Origin of the sequence: Streptomyces sp. NPDC056987, assembly GCF_042673865.1 — a bacterium.
Classification (GTDB): domain Bacteria; phylum Actinomycetota; class Actinomycetes; order Streptomycetales; family Streptomycetaceae; genus Streptomyces.
Genome location: NZ_JBHURV010000006.1, coordinates 189,610 through 214,463, shown reverse-complemented (window position 1 = coordinate 214,463; position 24,854 = coordinate 189,610). Strand labels below are relative to the sequence as shown.

General features: G+C 70.6%; 20 protein-coding genes and 1 pseudogene. 12 read left to right on the top strand and 9 right to left on the bottom strand.

Annotation, left to right across the window (positions count from 1 at the left end; genetic code table 11):
• Position 1: 1 nt before the first annotated feature.
• The gene (locus ACFTZC_RS09975) at positions 2 to 1,543 is read left to right on the top strand and encodes a tripartite tricarboxylate transporter permease (protein ID WP_382888280.1); all 1,542 of its coding nucleotides are present in this window, start codon (positions 2 to 4) and stop codon (positions 1,541 to 1,543) included.
• Here the strand turns inward: ACFTZC_RS09975 and ACFTZC_RS09970 are convergent.
• Complete coding sequence (locus ACFTZC_RS09970; protein WP_382888376.1) at positions 1,536 to 2,939, bottom strand: 2-oxoadipate dioxygenase/decarboxylase family protein; 1,404 nt, start codon at positions 2,937 to 2,939, stop codon at positions 1,536 to 1,538. The genes ACFTZC_RS09975 and ACFTZC_RS09970 overlap by 8 nt on opposite strands.
• A gap of 178 nt (positions 2,940 to 3,117) precedes the next feature.
• On the opposite strand from ACFTZC_RS09970, the gene ACFTZC_RS09965 reads away from it, so the two are divergent.
• Complete coding sequence (locus ACFTZC_RS09965; RefSeq protein ID WP_382888279.1) at positions 3,118 to 4,593, top strand: glycoside hydrolase family 76 protein; 1,476 nt, start codon at positions 3,118 to 3,120, stop codon at positions 4,591 to 4,593.
• A 37-nt stretch (positions 4,594 to 4,630) separates the two neighbouring features.
• Here the strand turns inward: ACFTZC_RS09965 and ACFTZC_RS09960 are convergent, their stop codons facing one another.
• Positions 4,631 to 5,329 carry a TetR/AcrR family transcriptional regulator gene (locus ACFTZC_RS09960; protein WP_382888278.1) on the bottom strand — a complete coding sequence of 233 codons (699 nt, stop codon included), beginning with the start codon at positions 5,327 to 5,329 and terminating at the stop codon, positions 4,631 to 4,633.
• Positions 5,330 to 5,473: 144 nt separating this feature from the next.
• Between ACFTZC_RS09960 and ACFTZC_RS09955 the strand changes: the two genes are divergently transcribed.
• The 8 genes from ACFTZC_RS09955 (at position 5,474) to ACFTZC_RS09920 (ending at position 14,309) form a co-directional block, all read left to right on the top strand.
• Entirely contained in the window at positions 5,474 to 6,151 is a 678-nt protein-coding gene (locus ACFTZC_RS09955) for an SDR family NAD(P)-dependent oxidoreductase (RefSeq protein WP_382888277.1), read from the top strand.
• A gap of 133 nt (positions 6,152 to 6,284) precedes the next feature.
• Positions 6,285 to 6,545, top strand: coding sequence for a hypothetical protein (locus tag ACFTZC_RS09950; protein WP_382888276.1), 261 nt, complete (start codon positions 6,285 to 6,287; stop codon positions 6,543 to 6,545).
• 250 nt (positions 6,546 to 6,795) lie between these two features.
• Positions 6,796 to 7,437 (top strand): hypothetical protein, encoded by a 642-nt coding sequence (locus tag ACFTZC_RS09945; protein WP_382888275.1) that lies wholly within the window; start codon positions 6,796 to 6,798, stop codon positions 7,435 to 7,437.
• Positions 7,438 to 7,878: 441 nt separating this feature from the next.
• Positions 7,879 to 8,901 carry a zinc-dependent alcohol dehydrogenase family protein gene (locus ACFTZC_RS09940; RefSeq protein ID WP_382888274.1) on the top strand — a complete coding sequence of 341 codons (1,023 nt, stop codon included), beginning with the start codon at positions 7,879 to 7,881 and terminating at the stop codon, positions 8,899 to 8,901.
• 316 nt (positions 8,902 to 9,217) lie between these two features.
• On the top strand, positions 9,218 to 9,868 hold the full coding sequence (locus tag ACFTZC_RS09935; RefSeq protein ID WP_382888273.1) for a (2Fe-2S)-binding protein: 651 nt from the start codon (positions 9,218 to 9,220) through the stop codon (positions 9,866 to 9,868).
• A gap of 10 nt (positions 9,869 to 9,878) precedes the next feature.
• Positions 9,879 to 10,859 carry an FAD binding domain-containing protein gene (locus tag ACFTZC_RS09930; RefSeq protein ID WP_382888272.1) on the top strand — a complete coding sequence of 327 codons (981 nt, stop codon included), beginning with the start codon at positions 9,879 to 9,881 and terminating at the stop codon, positions 10,857 to 10,859.
• On the top strand, positions 10,856 to 13,051 hold the full coding sequence (locus ACFTZC_RS09925) for a xanthine dehydrogenase family protein molybdopterin-binding subunit (RefSeq protein WP_382888271.1): 2,196 nt from the start codon (positions 10,856 to 10,858) through the stop codon (positions 13,049 to 13,051). The genes ACFTZC_RS09930 and ACFTZC_RS09925 overlap by 4 nt, the downstream gene beginning before the upstream one ends.
• Positions 13,052 to 13,094: 43 nt before the next feature.
• Complete coding sequence (locus ACFTZC_RS09920) at positions 13,095 to 14,309, top strand: XdhC family protein (protein WP_382888270.1); 1,215 nt, start codon at positions 13,095 to 13,097, stop codon at positions 14,307 to 14,309.
• On the opposite strand, the gene ACFTZC_RS09915 is transcribed toward ACFTZC_RS09920, so the two are convergent.
• Positions 14,220 to 15,110: a helix-turn-helix transcriptional regulator gene (locus ACFTZC_RS09915; protein ID WP_382888269.1), complete on the bottom strand. Its 891-nt coding sequence runs from the start codon at positions 15,108 to 15,110 to the stop codon at positions 14,220 to 14,222. The two genes, ACFTZC_RS09920 and ACFTZC_RS09915, sit on opposite strands and share 90 nt — an antisense overlap.
• 310 nt (positions 15,111 to 15,420) lie before the next feature.
• On the opposite strand from ACFTZC_RS09915, the pseudogene ACFTZC_RS09910 reads away from it, so the two are divergent.
• A pseudogene (locus ACFTZC_RS09910) lies at positions 15,421 to 16,497 on the top strand (MFS transporter); the annotation flags it as partial.
• 181 nt (positions 16,498 to 16,678) lie between these two features.
• Here the strand turns inward: ACFTZC_RS09910 and dgoD are convergent.
• The 6 genes from dgoD to ACFTZC_RS09880 form a co-directional block, all read right to left on the bottom strand.
• Positions 16,679 to 17,830 carry a galactonate dehydratase gene (gene dgoD / locus ACFTZC_RS09905; RefSeq protein WP_382888268.1) on the bottom strand — a complete coding sequence of 384 codons (1,152 nt, stop codon included), beginning with the start codon at positions 17,828 to 17,830 and terminating at the stop codon, positions 16,679 to 16,681.
• The gene (locus tag ACFTZC_RS09900; RefSeq protein WP_382888267.1) at positions 17,827 to 18,405 is read right to left on the bottom strand and encodes a bifunctional 4-hydroxy-2-oxoglutarate aldolase/2-dehydro-3-deoxy-phosphogluconate aldolase; all 579 of its coding nucleotides are present in this window, start codon (positions 18,403 to 18,405) and stop codon (positions 17,827 to 17,829) included. The genes dgoD and ACFTZC_RS09900 overlap by 4 nt, the downstream gene beginning before the upstream one ends.
• Before the next feature lie 77 nt (positions 18,406 to 18,482).
• Positions 18,483 to 19,226 carry an IclR family transcriptional regulator gene (locus tag ACFTZC_RS09895; protein WP_382888266.1) on the bottom strand — a complete coding sequence of 248 codons (744 nt, stop codon included), beginning with the start codon at positions 19,224 to 19,226 and terminating at the stop codon, positions 18,483 to 18,485.
• On the bottom strand, positions 19,223 to 20,167 hold the full coding sequence (locus ACFTZC_RS09890) for a sugar kinase (protein ID WP_382888265.1): 945 nt from the start codon (positions 20,165 to 20,167) through the stop codon (positions 19,223 to 19,225). The genes ACFTZC_RS09895 and ACFTZC_RS09890 overlap by 4 nt, the downstream gene beginning before the upstream one ends.
• 5 nt (positions 20,168 to 20,172) lie before the next feature.
• Positions 20,173 to 21,555 carry an MFS transporter gene (locus tag ACFTZC_RS09885; RefSeq protein ID WP_382888264.1) on the bottom strand — a complete coding sequence of 461 codons (1,383 nt, stop codon included), beginning with the start codon at positions 21,553 to 21,555 and terminating at the stop codon, positions 20,173 to 20,175.
• A gap of 264 nt (positions 21,556 to 21,819) precedes the next feature.
• Positions 21,820 to 22,530 carry a FadR/GntR family transcriptional regulator gene (locus tag ACFTZC_RS09880; RefSeq protein WP_382888375.1) on the bottom strand — a complete coding sequence of 237 codons (711 nt, stop codon included), beginning with the start codon at positions 22,528 to 22,530 and terminating at the stop codon, positions 21,820 to 21,822.
• Between the two features lie 119 nt (positions 22,531 to 22,649).
• Between ACFTZC_RS09880 and ACFTZC_RS09875 the strand changes: the two genes are divergently transcribed.
• A complete protein-coding gene (locus ACFTZC_RS09875; protein ID WP_382888374.1) occupies positions 22,650 to 24,689 on the top strand; it encodes a beta-galactosidase in 2,040 nt (679 codons plus the stop codon).
• Positions 24,690 to 24,854 lie beyond the last annotated feature (165 nt).

Below are 24,854 nucleotides of genomic sequence, written 5' to 3'. Positions count from 1 at the left end.
CATGGATGTGCTCACCAATCTGGGAGACGGGTTCGCCAGCGCGTTCAGCCCGATGCATCTGCTGCTGGCCTTCGTCGGCTGCACGCTCGGCTCACTCGTCGGCGTACTCCCCGGTCTCGGCCCCGCCACCACCGTCGCGCTGCTGCTCCCGCTGACCTACGTCTTCGACCCGGTCGGCGCGCTGGTGCTGTTCGCCGGGATCTACTACGGAGGGATGTACGGCGGCTCGACCACCGCCATCCTGCTGAACGTCCCCGGCGAGACCGCCTCGGTGCCCACCACCCTCGAAGGCCATCCCATGGCCCGCTCCGGCCGGGCCGGGGCCGCGCTGGCGACCGCCGCCATCGGCTCCTTCGTGGCCGGCACGGTCTCCACCGTCGCGATCACCTTCATCGGTCCGGCCATGTCACGGGTAGCGGAGAGCGTCCAGCCCGCCGAGTACTTCGCCGTGATGGTCCTCGCCTTCGCCACCGTCACCGCGGTCGTCGCCGACGCCCCGGCCCGCGGGCTGTGCAGCCTCTTCCTGGGGCTCGCGATCGGACTCGTCGGCATCGACAGTCTGACCGGCCAGGTCCGCTACGCCTTCGGTGTGCCGGAACTGTACGACGGCGTCCAGGTGGTGGCCGTCGCCGTCGGGCTCTTCGCGATCGGCGAGGGCCTGTACACCGCCGCCCGCATACGACGCGCGCCCCAGGAGGAGATGCTCCCCGTGGGCGGCCGCATAGGCATGAGCCGCGAGGACTGGCGCCGCTCCTGGAAGCCGTGGCTGCGCGGTACGGCCATCGGCCTGCCCATCGGCTCGCTGCCCGCGGGCGGCGCGGAGATCCCCACCTTCCTCAGCTACAACCTGGAGCGCCGGCTCTCCCGCCACAAGAAGCAGTTCGGCAAAGGCGCGATCGAGGGTGTGGCGGGCCCCGAGGCCGCCAACAACGCGGCGTTCTCCGGTGTGCTGATGCCGCTGCTCACCCTCGGCATCCCCACGTCGGCGACGGCCAGTGTGCTGCTGATCGCCTTCCAGATGTACGACGTCCAGCCCGGGCCGCAGTTGTTCCAGACGCAGTCCGCGCTGGTGTGGACGCTGATCGCCAGCCTCTACATCGGCAATGTGATGCTGCTCGTGCTCAACCTCCCGTTGATCCCACTGTGGGTGAAGCTGCTGAGACTGCCCCGGCCGCTGCTCACCGCGGGCATCCTCGTCTTCGCCACGCTGGGCGTGTACGCACTGTCGCAGAACGCCGTCGACCTCGGCATCGCCGTGGTCTTCGGCATCCTGGGCTTTCTCATGCGCCGCACCGGCTACCCCGTGGCCCCGCTGATCCTCGGCGCGGTCCTCGGCCCCATGACCGAAACCCAGTTCCGCCGCGCACTCACCTTCAGCGAGGGTGACTGGACGGTGTTCTTCACCCGCCCCCTGTCCGCGGCCATCCTGTTCCTGGCCCTTGCTGCCCTGGTCGGCCCGGTGGCCGTACGTTCCCTGCGCGGCCGGTCGGGTCGTACGGAAGGCGCGTCCGACGACCGGACGGAGCCGACCTCGGTCACGTAGCCCGCGGCTCTCCCGCGCCGTCGAGTTCCAGGACACGGGCGGCCTGTGCGAGGGAGTCGTTCTGCTGCTGCTCGTAGAGGGCGAACGGGTCGAGGACCTGGCGGCCGATGGCACCGGACAGCCACTCGCTGTCGTAGTCGGTGCCCGCGTACTGGTCGTTCCTTACCCCCTCGCCGGTGAGGTTGGACCGGAAGATACCGGCCGCGGAGCGGGGCAGAAAGTCCTCGTAGACGATGGGGTCGGCCCGCAGCCAGCCCTGCTCCACCAACGCGCCGACGCCGGCGGGCGGCCGGCTTCCGTCCTGCGGCCGGCCGGGCGTCACCTGGTAGGTGAAGTAGGCCAACCGCCGGGCGGCGAGCTGCCGTTCGGTGGCGGGCACGTGTTCCGTCCACAGGGCGCGGGCGAGTTCGCCCCGGTCGGCCGCGGGATGGGCCGCCGCCTGGTGGTCGACGAGGGTGAGCAGCCGGTCGTAGAGGGCACGGCCTTCGCGGGTGAGGGCGATGCCGCGCGCCTCGACCTCGCCGAACCGCACCCGCAGCGCCCCGGTGAACACACTGCCGTCCGGGGCGCGCTGGGCCCGGGGCTCGGCGAGAGCGCGGAAGGAGGTCTGGCGCAGCAGCAGGTCGGGGCCGTCCCAGCGCGGCGGTCCCTGGATGGTGTCGATCATCTCGATGCCGCGTTCCGTCATGCGCCGGTAGAGCTCGTCGATGTCCAGGACGCGCGGGGTGAGGTGGTTGACATGGGTGCTGCGGACGCCGCCGATGTCCGCGGCGACGGCGGAGACCCGCTCCAGGGTCTCGTACCAGGCCTTGTCGACCGGCTCCGAGGACAGCTCGAAGGCCCGCACGGCCAGGTGGAGAAAGCGCTCGGCCTCCGCTTCGGGCAGTTCTCCTTCGGCTTCGGCCCGGTCGGCGAGAGCGAGCAGCTCCGGCGGGAACAGCTCACGGCCGGCGAGGAAGGTCTCCAGGCGGGCGCGCAGGCCGCCGTCGAAGAACCGCGGGTCGTCGGGGGTGAGCATGGAGGTGAAGACGCGGAACGGGTTCCGCGCCAGTTCGTCGCGGGCGATGGGGCGAAAGGCGGTGGAGACGACCGGGACCGCGCCGGCAGCGCCCTCGCGCAGGTCGTAGAAGCCGACCGGGTGCATGCCCAGTGCCCCGAAGACGCGCGCGACCTGCCGCATTTCCTGTGGAGTGCCGACGCGGATCGCGCCGTGCCGCTCGGCGGTCACACGGCTGATGGACCCCAGCCGTTCGGCTCCTGCGCCCTGGGCGCGCAGCACCTCCTCGTTGACCTCGCGGGAGACGTCGACAAGCGTGGTGTAGGCGGGGACCTCCCGCCCGTACATCTCGGAGAGCCGCGCGGCGAACGCGGCACGCAACTGCCACTGGCTGGTCATCGAGAACGCTGCCTTCCCGTTGGTGGGAGTCACACCCCACGGCATGCCTTTTGGAGCAACGTACAAGATGCGGCGCGGCCGGGGGACGGAGAACCTCCGGGGCACATTGACGCGGGCACGTCATTGCCATACGTTCCGGGAGCGCTCTCCGTCACCACCGCCGATCCCGGAGCCGCCCATGTGGATAACGTTGTCAGCCCGGATACGTCATCTGGTGGCGCCGCTCGCCGTGGCACTCCTCGCCGCCCTGACCCCGCAAGCCGCAGCCCCGGCGGCGGCCGCGGCCGCCGCTCCCGCCGCGGCCGTCTGCAACACGTACTGCGACGCCCGTGACCCCGCGCTCTCACCGCAGGACCGTACCCCCGTCTCCACCACGCTCTTCTCCCGCTCGATCGTCCTCCACTTCGACGACCGGGACGCGATGGGCTGGGCCTCGACGGACAACGGCAGCCCCGGCGACGAGGTCTGGCTCGACCGGTCCTTCGACGGCGGGCGCACCTGGAGCTCCGGCAGCCGCCTCGGCGCCACCACGGTGCCCGCCGGACAGCGCGGTTGGCGCACCCTCATGTACAACGTGGACGACTGGAACACCAACGGGGTCGGCGCCCTGCGTGCCTGCGGCAAGGCCGGCGACCGTACGGACATCGCCTGCACCCCCTGGGCGCGTACGACCTGGAACGCGTGGGACCGCCGGACCGCCGCGGCCACGGCGCAGATGCAGTTCTACAACAACGGCACCGGACTGTTCGACACCACCGGCTGGTGGAACTCGGCCAACGCGCTCACCGCGGTCATCGACAACATCCGCGTCTCGGGAATGCCCAGCTACCGCTACGCCATCGCCAACACCTACAACCGCCAACTGAACGCGCAGGGCGGCCAGTTCCGCAACGACTACATCGACGACACCGGCTGGTGGGGGCTGGCCTGGATCGCCGCGTACGACGCGACCGGTGACAGCCGCTATCTGAACACCGCACGCGCGGACGCCGATCACATGGCCTCCTACTGGGACGGTGTCTGCGGCGGCGGTGTGTGGTGGAGCACCGCGAAGACCTACAAGAACGCCATCGCCAACTCCCTCTACATCCAGCTCAACGCGGCACTGCACAACCGCCTCCCCGGCGACACCGTCCACCTGGGCCGGGCCCGCGCCGGCTGGTCGTGGTTCCAGGGGACCGGGATGGTCAACAGTTCGCGCCTGGTGAACGACGGCATCGATCTGTCCACCTGCCGCAACAACGGCGCCGCCGTCTGGTCGTACAACCAGGGTGTGCTGCTCGGCGCGCTCACCGAGCTGAACCGGGCCACCCAGGACGCCGCACTCCTCACCACGGCGCGGCAGATCGCCGACGCGGCCACCACCTCCTCGTCCCTGAACACCGGCGGCATCCTGCGCGACCCGTGCGAGGGCGGTGACTGCGGGGCCGACGGCCCGTCCTTCAAGGGCGCCCACGTACGCGGGCTCGGCAAGCTCAACGCGGCGCTCACCGACCACCCCTACACGGCGTATCTGTCCAGGCAGGCAGAGGCCGCGTACGCCCGTGACCGCAATCCGCTCGGCCAGTACGGGCTGCGCTGGAACGGCCCGCTCGACACGACGGACGCGGCACGCCAGCACAGCGCGCTCGACCTGCTGAACGCGGCGCCCTGACCTCAGCGTGCCCTGACGGTCGGTCACAGGTCCAGGGTCAGCCGGTCGCGTCCGGATCCGCCCCTGTGAGGCCGGCCAGGCTGGCGCGGAGCGTGGCCTGGTGGATGGCGTCATGCTCGGGCGAGGGGGGCAGGGCGCCACGGGCCGGGGCCTCCAGGGACTGGATGAACAGGGCGACGATGCGCCGCCAGGCGTCGGGGGCGGCGTCACCGCAGGCGTTCACGACGCCGAGGTTGGCCATGTGGATCAGCACCAGGTCCGAGGGGTCGAAGTCCTCCCGCAGGCGCCCCGCGGCCTTGGCCCGGCCGATGAGCCGCACCATGCCCGCGTACGCCTCGGCACGGCGTTCCTCCATGGCCTTGGCGGTGGGAAAGGTCATGGTCAGCACGTCGGCGAAACCCTGGTCCGCGGCCTGCATCCCGCACGCGGTCTCGATGTAGCCGGTGAAGCCGTGCCAGGGGTCGGGGTCGTCGAGGCCGACGGCGACCGCGTCGGCGTAGGCGTCCATACGGTCGGCGAACACGGCGGCGACCAACTCCTCCTTGGTGGGGAAGCGGCGGAACATGGTGGCGATGCCAACACCTGCCTCGCGGGCCACGGACGCCATGGACGCGCCGAGGCCGTCACGGGCGAACACCCTGCGCGCGGCAGCGATGATCCGCCCTCGGTTGCGCTCGGCGTCACTGCGCAGAGGCTGAGCGGCGGCGTCGTCGGAGTGCGGGGAGCCAGGAGTCATACCGGCCAGTCTAGCAATCGGACTGACCTATCCATTTTTGGTGCTATGGTGGCCACAGCAAGCCGGAAAGACCTATCCGTTTCTTGATTCGGATAGGCCTATCCGAATTAGCCGCTACTCTCACCGATTTTCGAAAGGATCGCTGTGACCAGCATCGCCATTGTCGGAGCCGGCCCCCAGATGGGTCTGGCCATCGCCCGCACCTTCGGCAAGCAGGGCTTCGACGTCGCCCTGATCTCCCGCAACCGCGAGAACCTCGACGGTCTCGTCGGCAAGCTCACCGCCGAGGGCATCACCGCCGCCGGGTTCCCCGGGGACGTCCTCGACCGGGACTCGCTCACCCGGGCACTCAAGGACGCCGCCGACCGGTTCGGCGGGATCGACGTCCTGGAGTACTCCCCCCTCGCCGTCGAATCCACCACGCTGGCCACCCCCGCCGAGGGCGACCCCTCCCACTACCAGGACCAGATCGAGTTCCAGCTCTACGGGGCGATCGCCGCCACCAAGGCCGTGCTGCCCGCGATGCGCGAGGCCGGTACGGGCACCCTGCTCTACACCACCGGCGCCGGCTCCCTCGACCCGCTGCCGATGGTCGGCAACGTCAACGCCGCCGCCGCGGCACTTCGCAACTGGGTCGTCAACCTGCACAAGGAACTGGACGGCACCGGCATCCAGGCCGCCCATATCGCCATCGACGTCGCGCTCGGAGGCACCTCCATCGACCCCACGCTCAAGGCGGCCACAGCAGAGGACGTCGTCCCCGCCTACTGGGAACTGCACACCACCAAGCGCGACCAAGCCGAAATCGTCGTCAGGGGCTGAGATCGCGTCGCCTCCCGCATTGTCTTGATCGCGCCGCCGTGGCATTCCCACCGCGGCGCGATCAGGCGCGAAGGATTCCGCCTCTTCGGTACCCCGTCGGCTGATGCCCCATCACCGTTCCACGCCCCACTCCATGGAGCAGACCCCCATGACACCGTCCATCGACCCGCCCTTCAAGGACTCGGCAATGTCCGACCCTCGCGTGGCCCGCACCGTCGAAGCGTTCAGGAGCGCTCTGATCCGCATGCGTGACGGAGAAGACCTGACCGTCGAAGATCTCCACGCGACCACCGAGTTGCTGCGGATGGTGCAGGCGACGAACGGCACCTCGCTGGCGGCAATGGCCATGCCTCTGTTCAAGGAGGTCTTCCAGGGCGGCGACGACCGACGGTGAAGACACGCCGGCCGCCGTCGGTGAGCTCGTGACCGCGCCGCGGACCGCCCGGATCCGCGACCGTCGTGACCGCCTCGGGCGGGGCCCTCAAAAATTGGCGTGTTCACGGCGATACGAGCGGAGTGTCAGCGCCCATACTGCGGTCTGGACCAGCCGGGCGTACCGGCCGGTCGGCACACGACAGCGGCGCGGCGGGTCCAGCCGTCGCGCCCACGGATTTCGAGGAGACGCTCGTATGAGTGGATTACGGATGACCGGACGTCTGAGATCGCTGGCCCGCGTCTTGGCCGCAGGCGTTTTCATGGTCGCCGGCCTGTCCAGTACGGCGGCGTACGCGACGGAAACTGCCCCGCTCAGCGCCGAACCGCAGCTCGGCATCCAGTTCAACGCCGACGGCGACGCGGGCCAGTGCGGCGGGAGGACCGGGGAGCAGTGGGCCGCCTCGCCGGACTGGACACAGGCCATCCGCTTCGACACCGACAGCCGTCCCGGCGGCTGCCAGCTGGCGTTCGGCGTCTACGACCCGGACCGCACCCTCGCGGGCTCCACCATCAGCTACTCGCTCCGGCCCAGCCCCGGCGGTGAAGCCAGTCAGTGCGGGTCCTACCAGGACACCTACTCGATGCCGATCCTGCCGATCCCGGTGTTCGGGCAGGCCGTCAGGGTCGACACCGACGGCCAGCCGGGCTGGTGCAACCTCACCTTCACCGTGACGGGCAACATCGTCCTCGACGTCCAGTTCTACCCGGACGGCGACGCGGGCCAGTGCCCGGACGCTCTGCCCCCGGGCCAGTTCCGCTCGGCCTTCGTCGGCACTCCGGCCACGGTGAAGATCGACGCCGACGGCCGCTCCGGCGGCTGCCAGTTCCTGCTGCGTCTGCGGCACTTCTAGCACCTCCAGCATCCCCGCACACCCGGTTCCGTGCCGCGTCCGCGGTGCGGTGCCCCTCCGCGACCCGGCGCCGGCGAACCAGGACAGCATGCGGTTGACCGCCTGGTCGATGTTCCGGAGATAGAACTTTCCGGCAGAGAGAGCCGGTACGTGGTGCCCTTCGGGCCGAGGCCGCGCGTGACAGGAGCGGCGGAGGCGTCAGGGGCACCGCGTGCCGGTGCGGCCCGCTGCCCTTGAGTACTGCCGAGGTCGTCAGGCGAAGCCGCCGTCCGCGTTCACGGCGCCGACCGGGCGCCGCCCGCCCCTCTGCGAGGGATGTATTGGCAGTACACCCCTCGACAGTGACTGGATGCCCGTACGAGGTGCCGATTTGCTGAACGACGTGGCACCCAGCCCGCCCGGCCGACGCGGCCGGTCCCCGTCTGCAAGGAGCAACTCACCATGCGCGGTGTCGTCATGCACGCACCCGGCGACTTCCGGGTGGAGGAGCGGGAGGACCCGAAGGTCCTTCACCCTTCGGACGCGGTCATCCGGCTGTCGGCGACCTGCGTGTGCGGTTCCGATCTGTGGCCGTACCGGGGGATCGAGCCGATCGAGGGTCCCTCACCGATCGGCCATGAGTACGTGGGCGTCGTGGAGGAGGTCGGCAGCTCCGTGACCACGGTCAGACCGGGACAGTTCGTGGTCGGCGCCTTCTCCACCTCGGACAACACCTGCGAGAACTGCCGCGCCGGGTACCAGACCTCCTGCGTTCAGCGCGAATGGGTGAACGCGATGGGCGCTCAGGCGGAACGGCTGCGTGTCCCACTGGCCGACGGCACGCTGGTGGCCACTCCCGGTATGCCGGACGAGGATCTGATCCCGAGTCTGCTGACCGCCTCCGACGTGCTCGGCACCGGCTGGTTCGCCGCGACCGCCGCGCAGGCGGGGCCGGGCAGGACGGTCGTGGTGGTGGGTGACGGCGCGGTCGGCCTGCTCGCCGTACTCTCCGCCCGGCAACTCGGCGCGGAGCGGATCATCGTCATGAGCCGCCACGCGTCACGGCAGAAGCTCGCTCTGGAATTCGGCGCCACCGACATCGTCACCGAACGCGGTGACGACGGCGTCGCCCGCATCAAGGAACTCACCGGCGGCTACGGCGCGCACTCGGTCATCGAGGCGGTGGGCACCCAGGAGTCCGTACTCCAGGCGATCCGCTCCACCCGCCCCGGCGGCCACGTCGGATACGTCGGCGTCGCCCACGACGTGACACTGAGCGGCGCGGAGGTCTTCTTCACCCACGCCCACCTGCACGGCGGCCCGGCCCCCGTCCGCCGGTACCTGCCGCAGCTGATCGACCTGATCTGGAACCGGCGGATCGACCCCGGCAAGGTCTTCGACCTCACCCTTCCGCTCGACCAGGCCGCCGAGGCATACCGGGCGATGGACGAACGCCGGGCCATCAAGGTCCTGCTGAAGCCCTGACTCCCTGAAGACCGGACGGCCCGGACGGCCCCATTGGTTCGGCCCCGAAGCAGTCGCCGCGTTCCCCCACGGAACCGGGCTCCCCGCCACCGCCGCTCCGATGGCGGCCGGAACGGGCGCGGGGAGATCATCGCCTCAGGGCCGGCGGAAGGAGACTCCCGCCAGGTACCCGACGTTCCCGGCAACGCACCACTCATCGCACGACGGCGAGGTCGGCCACGGTCCGACCGCCCCGTATTCCTCTGCAGACGACGATCCGCCCCCCCTGCCGTGCTGCTGTGTGCGGCCGGTCCGTCCGCGACACGAGAGCCTCCGTATGTCCACTGATGCGCACGACTCCGCAGCTCCGTCCCCCGTCGGAACCAACGAGCCCTTTCCGCCGCCCACGCGGCGCACCTTCATCGCCGCCGGCACCGCGGTCGGCGGCGGCGTGATGGTGGCCGGAGTGATCGGGGGGTCGTCCGTTCTCGCGGCGGACGAAGCCGACTCCTCCGAAGCGGCGCCCACCAGCCGCGTTTCCCTGACCGTCAACGGCACCCGTCGCACCGTGACGGTCGACAACCGGACCTCGCTGCTGGACCTGCTGCGCGAGCACCTCGGCCTGACCGGCTCCAAGAAGGGCTGCAACGCCGGCGCCTGCGGAGCATGCACGGTACTGGTCGACGGGCGTCGGCAGAACGCCTGCCTGATCCTCGCGGTGCGTCTGGAGGGCGCCCGCGTCACCACGATCGAGGGCCTGGCCGACGGCGACCGGCTGCACCCGTTGCAGCAGGCGTTCATCGAACAGGACGCCTTCCAGTGCGGCTACTGCACCCCCGGCCAGATCATGTCCGGCGTCGGCTGCCTCCAGGAGGGCCACACCGGCTCGCCGGAGGAGATCCGGGAATGGATGAGCGGCAACATCTGCCGGTGCGGCTGCTACGTCAAGATCGTGCGCGCGGTCCAGCAGACCGCGGACCGGAAGTGAGGGCACCGTCATGTACCCCTTCTCCTACACCCGTGTCTCCGACACCCGTGAGGCCGTCACCGCGGGCCGCCGCGGCGGGCGCTACATCGCCGGGGGCACCACGCTGGTCGACCTGATGCGGGAGACCGTCGAACGCCCCGGGGAAGTCGTCGACATCAGCGGTCTGCCCCTGCGCGAGATCACCGCCACCGAGCGGGGCGGACTGCGCCTCGGCGCGCTGGTGACCATGGCCGAAGCCGCCGCCCACCCCACGGTACGCACCCTCTACCCGGTGGTCTCCCAGGCGCTGGAGCTGAGCGCGTCGGCGCAGCTGCGCAACATGGCCACCATCGGCGGCAACATCATGCAGCGCACCCGCTGCAGCTACTTCCGTGACGTGACCGCCGCCTGCAACAAACGCGAGCCCGGCTCCGGCTGCTCCGCCCGGGAGGGCTTCAACCGCACCCACGCCATCCTCGGTACCTCGGACGACTGTGTGGCGACCCACCCCTCCGATGTCGCCGTGGCATTCGCCGCGCTGGAGGCACAGGTGCATCTGCTGGGCCCCGACGGGGCACGGCAGATCCCCTTCGCCGACTTCCTGTTGCGGCCCGGCCGGACCCCCGACCGGGAACAGCACCTGGACAGAGGCGAGTTGATCACCGCGGTGGAGATCCCGGCGCACTCCCGCCCGCTGCGGTCCGGCTATCTGAAGGTGCGTGACCGGCAGTCCTACGAGTTCGCTCTGACCTCCGCCGCCGTCGCCCTGCACATCAGGGGCGGGGTGATCCGTGCGGCGAAGGTCGCGGCCGGCGGGGTGGGCACGGTGCCCTGGAAGCTGCCCGTCGTCGAACAGCACCTCGTCGGCGAACGCCCCTCCGCGTCCTTGTGGGAGTCCGCCGCCGCGCGGGCGGCGGACGGGGCCCGCCCACTGCGCCACAACCGGTTCAAGGTCGAGCTGCTGCAACGGACCGTCGCACGCCAGTTGCGCGTCGTAGGAGGTACGAAGTGAGTCCCCAACCGCAGGCGGCCGTCGGTGCCCCGCTGTCCCGCGTCGACGGCCGGCTCAAGGTCACGGGCACGGCGCGCTACGCCGCCGAGCACGACGTCGACGGCGCCGTCCACGCCGTCATCGTCGACGCGAGCGTCGGCCGCGGCCGCATCGTCTCCGTCGACACCCGCGCCGCGCTGGCCCACCCGGGCGTCCTGACGGTGATCAGTTGCCGTAACGCACCGAAGCTCCCCTACCGTGACAACGCGGCGTCGAACAACCCGGCCGGTCGACGGCTCCGGGTCTTCCAGGACGAGAAGGTCCTCTTCCACGGACAGCCGGTCGCCGTGGTGGTCGCCACCACCCTGGAGGCCGCTCAACACGCCGCCGGCCTGGTCGCCGTACGGTACGCCGCCGGGCGGCCCGTCACCGATCTGGACAAGGCCGAGCCGGACGAGCCGACCACCTATGCGCGTGGCGACGCGGAGGGCGGGCTGGGGTCCTCGCCCGTACGGATGGACCTGACGTACCGGATGGCACGCAACCACCACAATGCGATGGAGCCGCACGCGACCATCGCCCGGTGGGACGGCGACAAGCTCACCGTGTGGGACAAGACCCAGTGGGTGGTCGGTACGCAGACCGAACTCGCCGCCGTCTTCGGCCTGCCCCCGGAGTCCGTGCGGGTGATCTCGCCCTTCGTCGGCGGCGGCTTCGGAAGCGGACTGCGCTGCTGGCCGCACGTCGTCGTGGCGGCCCTGGCCGCGCGGGAGACCGGGCGACCGGTCAAGCTGGTGCTGACCCGCAAGCAGCAGTATTTCGGCACCGGGTTCCGCCCCGCCTACCGCTACCGGCTGCGTCTGGGCAGCGACCGGAGCGGCCGGCTGCGCGCCATGGCCCATCAGATCGACGCGGAGACCTCGTCGTACGAGACGTTCACGGAGTCGGTCCTGGCGCCGGGCCAAATGCTCTACAGCATGCCGGACGTGAGCCAGGCGTACCGCACGGTGCCACTGGACGTAAACACACCGCTCTACATGCGCGGGCCGGGTTACGCCACGGCGTCCTTCGCCATCGAATCGGCCATGGACGAGCTCGCCCACCAGCTCGGAATCGATCCGATCGAGCTGCGACAGCGGAACGAACCGGCCCAGGACGAATCGACGAACCTGCCGTTCTCCACCCGCCGGCTGCGCGAGTGCTACACCGTCGGCGCCCGCGAGTTCGGCTGGCAGCGCCGCCGCCCCGAGCCTCGCTCACGGCGCGAGGGCGACTGGCTGATCGGCATGGGTATGGCCGCCGGCGTGTACGACACCGCCCGCAACACCGCTCAGGCCCGGGTCCGGCTGAACGCCGACGGCACCGCGGTGGTCGACGCCGCCGCGAGCGACATGGGCCCGGGCACCTACACCGCCCAGACCCAGGTCGCCGCCGACGCCCTCGGCCTGACCATGCGCACCGTCACCTTCCGCCTCGGCGACTCCCGCTATCCGCCGACCCCGCCGCACGGCGGCTCCATGACCATGGCCAGCGTCGGCTCCGCCGTCCTCGACGGCTGCGACCAGGTACGCCGCCGAGCGATCGAGCTGGCCGTCGGGGACCGCGAGTCGCCGCTGTACGGGGCGGACGCGAGCGACGTCGTCGTGCGCGGCGGCCGGCTGCACACCGTGGACAGCCCGGCCCGGGGCGAGACGTACACGAGCCTGCTGACCCGCAACGGTCACTCCCGCCTGGAAGCACTCGGCACGTTCACCGGACCGTCGGGCCAGGAGCGGCATTCCTTCTACGCCTACAACGCCACCTTCGCCGAAGTCGCCGTCGACGCGGCATTCGGGCTGGTGCGGGTGCGGCGCATGCTCGGTGTGTACGACGCGGGCCGCATCATCAGCCCCAAGCTCGCCGAGAGCCAGGCGATCGGCGGCATCACCGGCGGTATCGGTACCGCCCTGCTCGAACACACCGTCACCGACCATCGCGACGGACGGATCGTCAACGCCGGCCTGGCCGACTACCTGGTCCCCGTCAACGCCGACGTCCCCGACATCCGGGCCGTCTATCTGGACGGCGAGGACCGTGAGGCGGACCCGCTCGGCGTCAAGGGCCTCGGCGAGGTGGTCCATATCGGCGTGGCATCCGCCATCGCCAACGCGGTCTTCAACGCGACCGGCCGCCGCGTCCGCGAACTGCCCATCACCGCCGAGTCACTGATGTGACCTGTCACCGTCTCGGTGACGGCGCCTCCTGGAGACCTCTCTGATGTTGAACATAGCGGACACACTGCACCGCTGGTGCAGTGTGTCACGTCCCTTCGCCCTGGCCACGATCGTCGACATCACCGGGAGCGCACCGCTGCCCGTCGGTACGTCGGTCGCGGTGGACGGCGACGGCAACGCGGTCGGCAGCATCTCCGGGGGATGTGTCGAGGGTGCCGTGTACGAACTGTGCCGACAGGTGCTGCGCGAGGCCGGCGGCCCGCAACGGGCCCGGTTCGGCTACTCCGACGACGACGCCTTCGCCGTCGGCCTGACCTGTGGTGGTGAACTCGACGTCCTCGTCCAGTACATCGATCCCGCCACACCCGCCCATGGCCACCTGGCCGCCGCCCTCGCCGAGGTGGCTGAAGGCCGGCCGGTCGCCGTGGCACAGCTCGTGGAGGGACCCGAGCCCCTCCTCGGCGCGACGCTGAGCGTCTTCGGAAACGATCACGCCTCCTTCGGCGGCAGGGCAGAGGGGGCGGTGGACCGGGCGGTGGCGGAACAGGCCAGGGCGCTGCTCCGGACGGGCCGTGGCGGACGCGCCACCGTGAGCGGGGACGCGGCGGGCTGCCCCGACCGGCTGACCGCCCTCGTCCACGTCCACGCGCCCCGGCCCCGCATGCTGATCTTCGGCGCCGTCGACTTCGCCGCCGCCCTCAGCCAGGCGGGCCGCTTCCTCGGCTACCGGGTCACCGTCTGCGACGCCCGCCCGGTCTTCGCCACGACCGCACGGTTTCCCCACGCGGACGAGGTCGTGGTCGACTGGCCCCATCGCTACTTGCGGCACACCGCGGTGGACGAGCGCACCGTTGTCTGCGTCCTCACCCATGACGCCAAGTTCGACATTCCGCTCCTGTCCCTCGCACTCGGCCTGCCCGTCGGCTACGTCGGCGCGATGGGCTCCCGGCGCACTCACACCGAGCGTCTGGACCTGCTCAGGGAGTCAGGACTGTCCGAGGAGCAGTTGACCCGGCTGGATTCCCCCATCGGCCTCGATCTGGGCGCCCGCACCCCCCAGGAGACGGCCGTGTCCATCACGGCGGGGATCCTCGCCCGCACGAACCACGCCACGGGCCTGCCCCTGTCCCGGATCACCGGCCCGATCCACCGGCCGGCGCCGGCGCGCTCAGTGGGACGTCTCCTGCCCGGCGGGGGAGGCGGCGCGCCGGGTGGCGGCCCAGGAAGCGAGCAGTCGAAGGCCCTCCTCGGACGGTGAGCCGGGTTCGGCCGTGTAGATCGTCAGAACGAGCCCGGGTTCGGCGGCCATCTCCAAGCCCTCGTAGGCGAGGGTGAGTTCACCGACAGCGGCGTGGTGGAAGCGTTTGGTTCCCGTGCCGTGAAGGCGCACGTCGTGGGCGCCCCAGCGCGTACGGAAGGCGTCACTGCGGGTGGACAGCTCGCCGACCAGGTCGATCAGCTCCTTGTCGTGCGGGTTGCGGCCGGCTTCGGTGCGCAGGATGGCGACGGCGATGTCCGAGGCAAGATCCCAGTCGGGATAGAACCGCCGGGAGGCGGGGTCCAGGAAGTTGAAGCGTGCGAGGTTCGCCCGGTTGTGACGGTCGGCGTAAACGTCGTGGTAGAAGGCGCGGGCGAGTGGGTTGACGGCGAGCAGGTCCATGCGGCCGTTACGGACGAAGGCGGGACCGGCGGTGACGGCGTCCAGAGCCCACTGCAGGCTGCGGTGCGGCGTCCACTGCCGGGTGGCGCGACGCCGCGGCCTGACCAAGGCGTCGGAGCCGTCAGCGGCCTGCGCCAGATGGAGGAAGTGCGCACGCTCCGCGTCGTCGAGCCGCAGGGCACGCGCGACGGCGTCCAGGACCGTCGGCGAGACACCGGCGAGATTGCCGCGCTCCAGTTTGGCGTAGTACTCCACGCTCATGTCGGCCAAAGCCGCGACCTCACTTCTGCGCAGCCCGGGAACACGGCGCCGGCTGCCGGCGGGCAGCCCGGCCTGCTCCGGCCTGATCTTGGCACGCCGCGAGGTGAGGAACTCGCGGACCTCTTCACGATTGTCCACACCTCGACGGTACGTCCCGCGTGCCGTGGAAGGGATGTACCGGCGGTACACCCCTCGGTGGTGACTGGCCGGCCGGGCGGAACAACGGTTACCTGAAGGGCGTGGCACTCCTCCCGGCCGCCGCAACGGCCAGGGGAACGGGTTCCGCGCCCTGTACGGGCGGCACCGGGCACGGTCGCTTCCCCGTGACCGTATTCGCCCTCATCGGGGCCGGCCGCATCACCGTCGAAGCCGGCTCCTGATCCGCCCTCCCCCGTTTCCACCGGTCACCGGTCCGCCGCTGTTCCCGCTCAAAGAGAGAAGTACACCCATGCCCTCGCCGTCCGGGCCCACCCACGGCAAGCTCCCCTTCGTCGTCTGGGTACTCGCCGCCGGTACGTTCCTGATGGGGACCACCGAGTTCGTGATCGCCGGCCTGCTGCCGGAGATGGCCGGCGACTTCGGTGTGAGCGTCTCCCACGCCGGACTGCTGATCACCGCTTTCGCGATCGGCATGATCGTCGGTGGGCCGGTCATGGCCATGGCCACCCTGCGGCTGCCCCGGCGCCACACCGTGGTCCTGGCTCTGGCCGTCTTCGCGCTGGGGCATGTCGTCGCGGCGCTGAGCAGCTCCTTCACGGTCGTCCTGGCCGCCCGTGTCGTCACCGCCCTCGCCACCGGCGCATTCTGGGCCGTGGGATTCGTCATCGCCACCTCGGCGGCGGGCCCCGGCAACTCGACCCGGGCCGTCGGCGCGATGATGGGCGGCCTGACCCTGGCCAACGTCGTCGGCGTTCCGATCGGCTCCCTCGTCGGCCAGTTCACCGGCTGGCGCGGCCCCTTCTGGGCGCTGGCCGTCCTCGCCGCCCTCGCGGCCGCGTTCGTCGGCCGCTTCATACCCAGGACGGAGCAGCACACGGACGTGTCCGTGCGGGATGAGGTGCGTGCTCTGCGGCAGGGCCGGCTGTGGCTGGCGCTCGCCGCCGCCGTACTGATCATGGGTGGCGTCCTGGCGACCTACACGTACATCACCCCGCTGCTGACCGGCCGTACCGGCATCGCGGAAGGCGCGGTGCCACTGGTCCTGATCGTCTTCGGCGCCGGGGCCCTCGGCGGCACGGCCATCGGCGGACGTCTGGGCGACCGCCGCCCCATGGCCACGACCCTCACCGCCGCGGCGGCCACCGCCGTCACACTGTGCCTGCTGGTCCCGCTGTCGAACAGGCCGGTCACGGCCGTCGTCCTGGTCTTTCTCGTCGCGCTGAGCGGGTTCACCGTCAACCCGGTCGTCACCTCTCTCGCCGTCCGCTTCGCCGGTGACGCACCCACCCTCACCTCCGCGCTGACGACCTCCGCCTACAACACCGGCATCGCCGCCGGATCGGTCATCGCCGGCCGGGCCCTGGACTCCTCCCTGGGCCTGACCGGACCCGCCCTGGTCGGCGCCAACTTCGCGGCGCTGACGCTGCTCCCGCTCACCGCGCTCGCCGTCGGCCGCGCATCCCGCGCAGGGCGGACCGTCGGCCTGAAGGCACGTCGACGGTTCACCGGCTCCGGAGGGGACTGCCGGCCCGCCGACCGCCCGGCTCCTACCACTCGGTCAGTGATCCGTCGGCGTTGCGCCACACCGGGTTGCGCCAGCGCTGGCCCACCTCGGCGGCCTTGCGTACGGCGGTCTCGTCGATCTCGATACCGAGCCCCGGCGCGGTCGGCCGGCTGATGTGGCTTTCGGCGAAGTCGAAGACACTTCTGTCGACCAGGTAGTCGAGCAGATCGGAGCCTCCCCCCGTGTTGTAGTGGATGCCCAGACTGGTCTCCTGGATCAGCGCGTTGGGACTGGCGAAGTCGATCTGGAGACTGGCGGCGAACGCGATCGGGCCGAGCGGGCAGTGCGGGGCGAGCGCCACACCGTACGCCTCCGCCATCGCGGCGATCCGGCGGACCTCGGAGATACCACCGGCGTGGGACAGGTCCGGTTGCGCGACCGCGATCCCCGATCCGAGAAGGTCGCGGAAGTCCCAGCGCGAGTACAGCCGCTCCCCCGTGGCGATCGGCACGGTCGTGGTCGAGCAGATGCGCCCGAAGTCCGCGGTCAGTTCGGGCACGATCGGCTCTTCGACGAACAGCGGGTGCAGGGGCTCCAGCAGGCGCAACGCCTCGCGGGCGACCGCGGGGGAGACCCGCCCGTGGAAGTCGACGGCGATGTCGGCCGAGTCGCCGATGGCCTCGCGTACGGCGGCCACCCGCCCCACCAGCAGGTCGAGTTCGGTCTTGGACTCCAGCGCCCGTGCCTTGCCGGTCCCGTTCATCTTGACCGCGTCGAAGCCCTGCTCCATACGTTCCAGCGCGTGCTCGGCGACCCTGTCCGGTTCGTCACCGGCGATCCACGAGTACGTACGGACCCGGTCGCGCACCGCGCCGCCGAGCAGCTCGTACACCGGCACACCGAGCGCCTTGCCCTTGATGTCCCACAGCGCCTGGTCGATCCCGGCCACCGCGCTGGAGAGGATGGGGCCGCCCCGGTAGAAGCCGCCCTTCGTCATCACCTGCCAGTGGTCCTCGATACGGAAGGGGTCCTGGCCGATGAGGTAGTCGGAGAGTTCCTCGACGGCCGCGGCAACGGTCGCCGTACGCCCTTCGACGACGGGCTCGCCCCATCCGGTGATGCCCTCGTCGGTGCGTACGGCCAGGAACAGCCAGCGGGGCGCTACGGAGAAGGTCTCCAGTGCCACGATCTTCATCGGTCCGCCTTTTCTGTGATCGAGGTGATGAGTGCGGGCAGTTGTGCGAACTGGTCGGGGTCGGCCAGCGCGGACCCGAGTGACACCGCCGCGGCTCCGGCGGCGAGGAATTCCCCGGTGTTGGAGAGATTCATGCCGCCGGTCGCGACGAAGCGCGCCTCGGGGAACGGGCCGTGCATCGAGGCGATCCAGCCCGCGCCGAGGTCGGCCGCGGGGAACGCCTTGAGCCAGGTGAGCCCGAGAGCCTGGGCCTGCTGGATCTCGGTCGCGGTCGCGACGCCCGGCAGGTGGGGCAGGCCCGCGGCGAGTGATGCCTCGGCGACTTCGCGGGAGAAGCCGGGAGCCACGGTGAAGCCCGCGCCCGCCGCCACCGCTCGCTCGACCCGCTCGACGGTGGTCACCGTACCGGCACCCACGACGGCTCCGCGCTCCGCTCCGGCCTCCACCGCGGCACGCAGCGCGGCCACCGCGGTCTCGTTCTGCACGGGCACCTCGACGAGCCGGATGCCCACGTCCCAGGCCCGTCGGCTCACCTCCACCGTGCGTGCGATGTCGAAGCCGCGGAGGATGGCCATCAGCGGCAGCGTGTCGAATGCGTCCTGGAACAACTGTCCGGATGGGGTGCTCGTTGGGTTCATTGGGTTCGTTGGGTTCATTGGGTCCACCCGAGTGTGCGTGAGACGGTCTGTGCGGTGTGTCTGATGGCCGGCAGATGTGTGTGCAGGGCGGTGAGGTCGGTCTGGGCTTTCAGCGCCGTCACCGAGATGGCCGTGCGTACGGTTCCGGTGCCGTCCCGGACCGGGACGGCCACACAGTTGACGAACGACTCGTACTCCCCGTCGTCCTCGGCCCAGCCGCGTGCCCTGACCTCGCGCAGCCGGGCGGCGAACGCGCCGGCGGAGGTCACCGTGGTGTCGGTGAACCGCTCGTAGACGTAACCGGCCAGTAGCGAAACGCGTTCGGGCTCGGGCAGGAACGCCAGGATCGCCTTGCCGACACCGGAGCTGTGCAGCACGACCGGCTTTCCGATCTCCGAGTACAGCCGTACGGTGCCCTGCGGTTCGACCTTGTCGACATAGATGACGCGCCCGTTCTCGACGGTGGCGATGTGCACCGTGAGCCGGAGCTTGCGGCCGAGCTCGGCGAGGAACGGGTGCGCGCTCGCCCGCAGATCGAACTGTTCCAGGGCGGCCGCCGCCAGCCCGGCCAGGCGGTATCCCACGGCGAAGGTGCCGTCTTCCCGTCTGCGGGCGAGACCGCCCTGGCAGAGGTCCTGGAGCAGGCGCAGCGCGGTGGTCCGGTGCACGCCGAACCGTTCGGCGACCGCCACCGGGTGCTGTGGGCCTCTGCTGAGCATCTCCAGGATCTGGATGGCCCGCTCGACCGTCTGGCTCACCGGGTCGTTCCGCCCGGGCCGGGTGCCGGCCGGCGCAGGGACGTGGCGTCGGCGTGGTCCTCGACCGAGCCGAGCGCGAACGCGGCGACGCGGTGCCCCAGGCGCAGCCGCTCGGCCGGTGTGCCGTTCCGCAGCCACGCCGACAGGTAGCCCGCCGCGAAAGCGTCCCCCGCTCCGACCGGCTCGACCACGTCGACCGGCTCGGCGGGCACGAAGGTGCCCTGGTCCGTGCCCGGCTCGAACACCACGGCGCCGACGTCCGCGTTCTTCACCACCACGCTCACCGCGGGACCGATCAGGTCCCGTACGTCCTCGGCGGTCGTGGTGCCCCAGACCTCCGCCGCCTCGTCGAGCCCGACGAACACGACGTCGGCCTGCCGGGCCAGGGCGAGCAGCGGCGCATGGGCGTCCTCGGTACTCCATAGCGCGGGACGGTAGTTCACGTCGAACGAGCGGAGAACCCCGGCCGCGCGCGCACGGTCGAACAGTTCCGTGGCGGTACGGGCGCAGCCGGCCGACAGCGCCGCGGTGATTCCCGACAGGTGGACCAGACGCGTCCCGGCGATCGGGAGTGTGTCCAGGTACGCCGGGGTGAGCAGCGAGGCCGCGGACCCAGTCCGGTAATAGTGCACCCGGGTGCCGTTCTCGGGGGACGGGTCCTTGAAGTAGACGGCCGTGGGAGCGGACGGATCCCGCTCGACATGGCGCACGTCCACCCCGGGCCGGGCGACCGCCGTGAGCACCCGGTCGCCGAGGGGGTCGCCGCCCACCCGGCTCGCCCATGCCACCCGGTGGCCCAGATCGGCGAGGTACTGTGCGACGTTCGACTCGGCACCCGCGACCGAGAGGGCCGCGTCCCGGGCCGTGGCGAGCGGCTCCCCGTGCCGGGGTGCCACCAGGACCATGGCTTCGCCCAGGCACAGCACTTCGTGGTCCGACACTTCTTCTACACCTCCGCGTATTCGACATCGATCGGCGTACTGCCGTCACTGGCCCCGGACTTGATCGCCTTGCGGCGCAGCGCTCGGGGGGCGGTCTCCGGCAGCAGCAGCACCGAAACCGCGGTGATGATCCCCGAGAGCGCCATGTAGCCGACGAGCAGCCATGGGCGGTCTCCTCCGGCATGGACCAGGAGGGTGGCGATGAACGGCGCGGTGCCGGAGAACAGCACGGCCGTGGTTTCGCGGGCGAGCACGAGGCCGCTGAACCGCACTTCGGTCGGCAGCAGTTCGGAGTAGAAGGAGCCCGCGGGACCGAAGATCATCGAATTGAGCATCACCGCGAACCCGAGGCTGACGGCCAGGGAGATCACCGGCAACGACTTCGTTCCGACGAGCAGCCAGAACGGCGCCGCGAACAGGGCTATCGCGATGGCACCACCGATCATCAGCGGCCGTCGCCCGACGCGGTCGGAGAGCCAGCCGCCGATCGGCACGCCGAAGACCGACACGGCCGCGGCGATGGTGATCGCGATGACCGCCACATTCGCCGGCAGCCCCAACTGCTGTGTGGTGTACGCCGGGAGATAGCCCTGGATGGAGTACGAGGCGACAGCCGTCGCGCAGCCCGCGCCGATCATCAGCAGAATGGTCCTGCCATGGCCGCGGACGGCGGCGGCCAGCGGCGCCTTCTCCTTCTTGCCCTCCGCGACGGCGTCCTTGAACGTCTCGCTCTCCTCTGCCATGTGCCGCAGGACGAAGCCGGCGATCACCACGAGGATCGAGGCGAGGTACGGGATGCGCCAGCCCCAGCTGAGGAACTTCTCCTCGTCCATCGACGACACGATCGCCATCGCACCGGACGCGCACACCACCCCGAGGAATTCGCCACCGCCGGGCAGCGCCGCGTAGAAACCGCGCTGGGTGGGTTTGGCGCTCTCGGTGGTCCACACGTACGCGCCGCCGAGTTCCGCGCCGACGCCCAGCCCCTGGAGGATGCGGCAGAACACCAGCAGGACGGGTGCCCACACGCCGATCTGTTCGTACGTCGGCAGCAGCCCGATGGCGAGCGTGCCCACCCCCATCAGCACCAGGGTGATCTGGAGGACGGGCTTACGGCCCCACCGGTCGCCCAGGTGGGCAAGGATCAGCCCACCGATCGGGCGGGCCGCGAAACCCACCGCGAACGTGGCGAACGACGCCAGCGTCGCCACGTACTCCGACTCACCGGAGAAGAAGATCTTGTTGAAGACCAGCGCCGCGGACGTACTGAAGAGGAAGAAGTCGTACCACTCCAGTACGGATCCCACGACGGCCGCCAGGGCGTTGCGCTTACGGGAGGCCGCCTGGGGATCGGCGTCGGGTGCCGGGGTTGGTCGGAGGTCTGCCATGTGTGCTCCTTCGCACGGGGCGGGGCGTTGTCGCTCGTACGGCGCTACGGCGCCGCGAGGGCCTGTGCCGCCCAAGGTGTTTCGGTCACACTAGCCACGCCCAAAGCACACCATGCACACCGTGTGCGCATAGTGCACACATATTTCCTGACACACTGTCAGCCGTCCGTCCCGCTGCCGGACCGCCGCGAGCCGAGTCGGCCCGGCCACGGATGACCGATCCCCGAAACGGCTGAACCGGCGGCCCGGACACGGAAGTTGCCGTCATGGCGTCGGCAGGGACGTCCGTACGGCCGCCAGGTCCTGGGACGCCTGCACATGGAGCGACTCGACAGCAGCCACCGCGGCATCGGGGTCGCCGGCCTCGACCGCTCGCAGCAGTTCCCGGTGCACCGGGATGGAGTCGGAGAAGCGCTGGGCGCCGTGCACGATCCGGTCGCGTATGCGCAGACCGGCCTCGATGACGACCTCCATCCGGCTCAGGAGTTCGTTGTGCGCGGCGTCCAGCAGAGCGCGGTGGAAGGCCAGATCGGCCTCCACCATCGCGTCCATGTCCGACCCCGCCGCGGCCATCGCGTCGAGGGCCAGCCGCATCGCGTCGAGGTCGGATCCGGTGCGACGGACCGCGGCGAGCCGGGCTCCGGCGGGCTCCACTATGGCGCGCACCTCGGCGAGGTCCTCCAGGAAACCGTCGGTCGGAGCGCTGCTGCCCTGCCAGCGCAACAGATCGCTGTCGAGCAGATTCCAGTCGGCGCGGGGACGGATCGTCGTGCCGCGCTTCTGCCGTGACTCGATCAGCCCTTTGGAGGCCAGCACCCGCAGCGCCTCGCGCACCACGGTCTTGCTGACACCCAGCTCCGCTTCGAGCCCGACCGGGTCGATCACGGAGCCGGGTGGGTAGTCGCCGCGGATGATGCGCCGCCCCAGCTCCTCCACGGCCTGACCGTGCAGCCCCTTACCTGGCAGGGTCACCACGTCCTCCTTGTCCGGTACCGAAGCCACACTAGCTCTTTCAATTAATAATGCATATATCTTGACGGGCCTGTGGTCGGGCTCCAAAACTGACCGGCATGCGACCTTCAGATCTGACCGGCATGCGACCTTCAGATGCGGTGGCGACCGATGCCCGGCGGCGTCTGCGCCCGGCCGGAATCGCCTTCGGCGGCGACTACAACCCTGAACAGTGGCCCGAGGAGGTGTGGGCCGAGGACGTCGCGCTGATGAAGGAGGCGGGCGTCTCCATGGTGACGGCCGGGATCTTCTCGTGGGCCGAGGTGGAGCCGAGGCCGGGCGCATTCGACTTCGCCTGGTTCGACCGGGTCATGGACAACCTCGCCGGGGCCGGTGTGGCCGTCTGCCTGGCCACCATGACGGCGTCCCCGCCGCCGTGGCTGTCCCGGCTGCACCCCGAGATCCTTCCCGAGACCGCCGACGGCCGCCGGATGTGGCCGGGCGGGAGGCAGCACTACTGCCCCTCCAGTCGCGTCTACCGGGAGCACGCCACGCGCCTGGTCGAGCGGCTGGCCGACCGGTACGCCGACCACCCCGCGCTGGAGATGTGGCACATCGGGAACGAGTACGGCTGCCACACCCCGATGTGCTGGTGCGACGAGTCGGCCGCCGACTTCAGGCGCTGGCTGTCCGAGCGGTACGGCGACATCGGGACGCTCAACGAGGCCTGGTCGACGGCCTTCTGGGCCCAGCGATACGACACCTTCGGCGAGGTGCTGCCGCCACGGCTGGCACCCACCTTCCCCAACCCCGCCCAGCAGCTGGACTTCGCCCGGTTCTCCGACGACGCACTCCTGCGGTGCTGTCTCGCGGAGAAGGAGGTACTGAGGCGCATCACCCCGGACGTCCCCGTGACGACGAACTTCATCGGTGTGTACAAGCACGTCGACACCTTCGGCTGGGCCGCCCACCAGGATGTCGCCTCCGTCGACTTCTACCAGGACCCCTACGACCAGGACACGCACATCTCGGCGGGGTTCGTCTTCGACGTCACCCGGTCCGCTCGCGAGGGCCGGCCGTGGATGCTGATGGAGCAGGCGCCCGGCGCGGTGAACTGGCGTGAGCGCAACGGGCCCAAGCCGCCGGGGCGGATGCGGCTGTGGAGCTGGCAGGCGGTCGCCCAGGGCGCCGACGCGGTCCTGTACTTCCAGTGGCGCCAGTCCCGAGGGGGCGCCGAGAAGTACCACTCGGCGATGGTCCCGCACGGCGGCACCGACACCCGCGTCTTCCGCGAAGTGCGCGCCCTGGGGCGCGAGTTCGCCTCCGTGCCGCAGATCGCCGGCACACGGTCGACCGCCGAGGCGGCCCTGGTGCTGGACTGGAACAGCTGGTGGGCCCTGGAGCTGGACTCGCACCCGTCCACCGCGCTGGACCAGATGAAGATCGCCCTCGCCCACTACCGGCCGCTGTTCGAAGCCGGGATCGCCTGCGACGTCGTACCGCCCGACCGGGACCTTTCCGGCTACCGTCTCGTCGTCGTACCCAACCTGTACCTGCTCAAGGAACCGGACGCCGAACGCCTCACCGCGTTCGTGCGCCGCGGCGGCCATCTGCTCGTGTCGTTCTTCTCCGGCATCGTCGACGACTGCGACCGGGTACACCTGGGCGGATACCCCGCGCCGCTGCGCGAGGTACTGGGCCTGCGCATCGAGGAGTTCTGGCCGCTGGCGGAAAAGGAGACGCTCGACGTCCGGCACGCGGACGGCACGATCAGCCGCGCCGACCTGTGGTCGGAGGCCGTCGTACCCGAAGGGGCCGGGACCGTGGCCGAGTTCGGCTCCGGGCCGCTGGCCGGGCAGCCGGCCGTCACCCGCCACTCCTTCGGCTCGGGAACCGCGTGGTACGTCGCCACACGGCTCACTCCGGAGGCCATGCGGGCCCTGACCGACGAGGTGTGCCGTACCGCGGACGTCGGCCCCGTACTCACCGGGCTCCCCGAGCACGTCCAGGCAACCGTCCGCGCGGGCGACGGCGGACACTTCGTCTTCCTGCTGAACCACGGCCAGGAACCGGCCGAGATCACCCTGCCCGAGCCGATGACCGACGTGCTGGCACAGGGCGCGGCCCCCGCACACCGCATCACGCTGCCGGGGGCGGGAGTGGCCGTACTGACCACGCGGTGAACCCCGGCCGGGTGTTCAAGAGACTGGACAGCCGTGCCGGCACCGTCAAGAAAATATGCATAAATAATGCATTTATGCAGCTTAGGGTCGCATGCGACGCCCCGGCCAGGCACCGCAGGCCGTGCCACCTGGCCGGGTTGGATCGATACTGGAAGCGGGCGGCAC

Coding starts and splice junctions, on each gene's coding strand:
- ACFTZC_RS09975 (WP_382888280.1), top strand. CDS start 2: ATGGATGTGCTCACCAATCTGGGAGACGGGTTCGCCAGCGCGTTCAGC.
- ACFTZC_RS09970 (WP_382888376.1), bottom strand. CDS start 2,939: ATGACCAGCCAGTGGCAGTTGCGTGCCGCGTTCGCCGCGCGGCTCTCC.
- ACFTZC_RS09965 (WP_382888279.1), top strand. CDS start 3,118: ATGTGGATAACGTTGTCAGCCCGGATACGTCATCTGGTGGCGCCGCTC.
- ACFTZC_RS09960 (WP_382888278.1), bottom strand. CDS start 5,329: ATGACTCCTGGCTCCCCGCACTCCGACGACGCCGCCGCTCAGCCTCTG.
- ACFTZC_RS09950 (WP_382888276.1), top strand. CDS start 6,285: ATGGAGCAGACCCCCATGACACCGTCCATCGACCCGCCCTTCAAGGAC.
- ACFTZC_RS09945 (WP_382888275.1), top strand. CDS start 6,796: ATGACCGGACGTCTGAGATCGCTGGCCCGCGTCTTGGCCGCAGGCGTT.
- ACFTZC_RS09940 (WP_382888274.1), top strand. CDS start 7,879: ATGCGCGGTGTCGTCATGCACGCACCCGGCGACTTCCGGGTGGAGGAG.
- ACFTZC_RS09935 (WP_382888273.1), top strand. CDS start 9,218: ATGTCCACTGATGCGCACGACTCCGCAGCTCCGTCCCCCGTCGGAACC.
- ACFTZC_RS09930 (WP_382888272.1), top strand. CDS start 9,879: ATGTACCCCTTCTCCTACACCCGTGTCTCCGACACCCGTGAGGCCGTC.
- ACFTZC_RS09920 (WP_382888270.1), top strand. CDS start 13,095: ATGTTGAACATAGCGGACACACTGCACCGCTGGTGCAGTGTGTCACGT.
- dgoD (WP_382888268.1), bottom strand. CDS start 17,830: ATGAAGATCGTGGCACTGGAGACCTTCTCCGTAGCGCCCCGCTGGCTG.
- ACFTZC_RS09900 (WP_382888267.1), bottom strand. CDS start 18,405: ATGGCCATCCTCCGCGGCTTCGACATCGCACGCACGGTGGAGGTGAGC.
- ACFTZC_RS09885 (WP_382888264.1), bottom strand. CDS start 21,555: ATGGCAGACCTCCGACCAACCCCGGCACCCGACGCCGATCCCCAGGCG.
- ACFTZC_RS09875 (WP_382888374.1), top strand. CDS start 22,650: ATGCGACCTTCAGATGCGGTGGCGACCGATGCCCGGCGGCGTCTGCGC.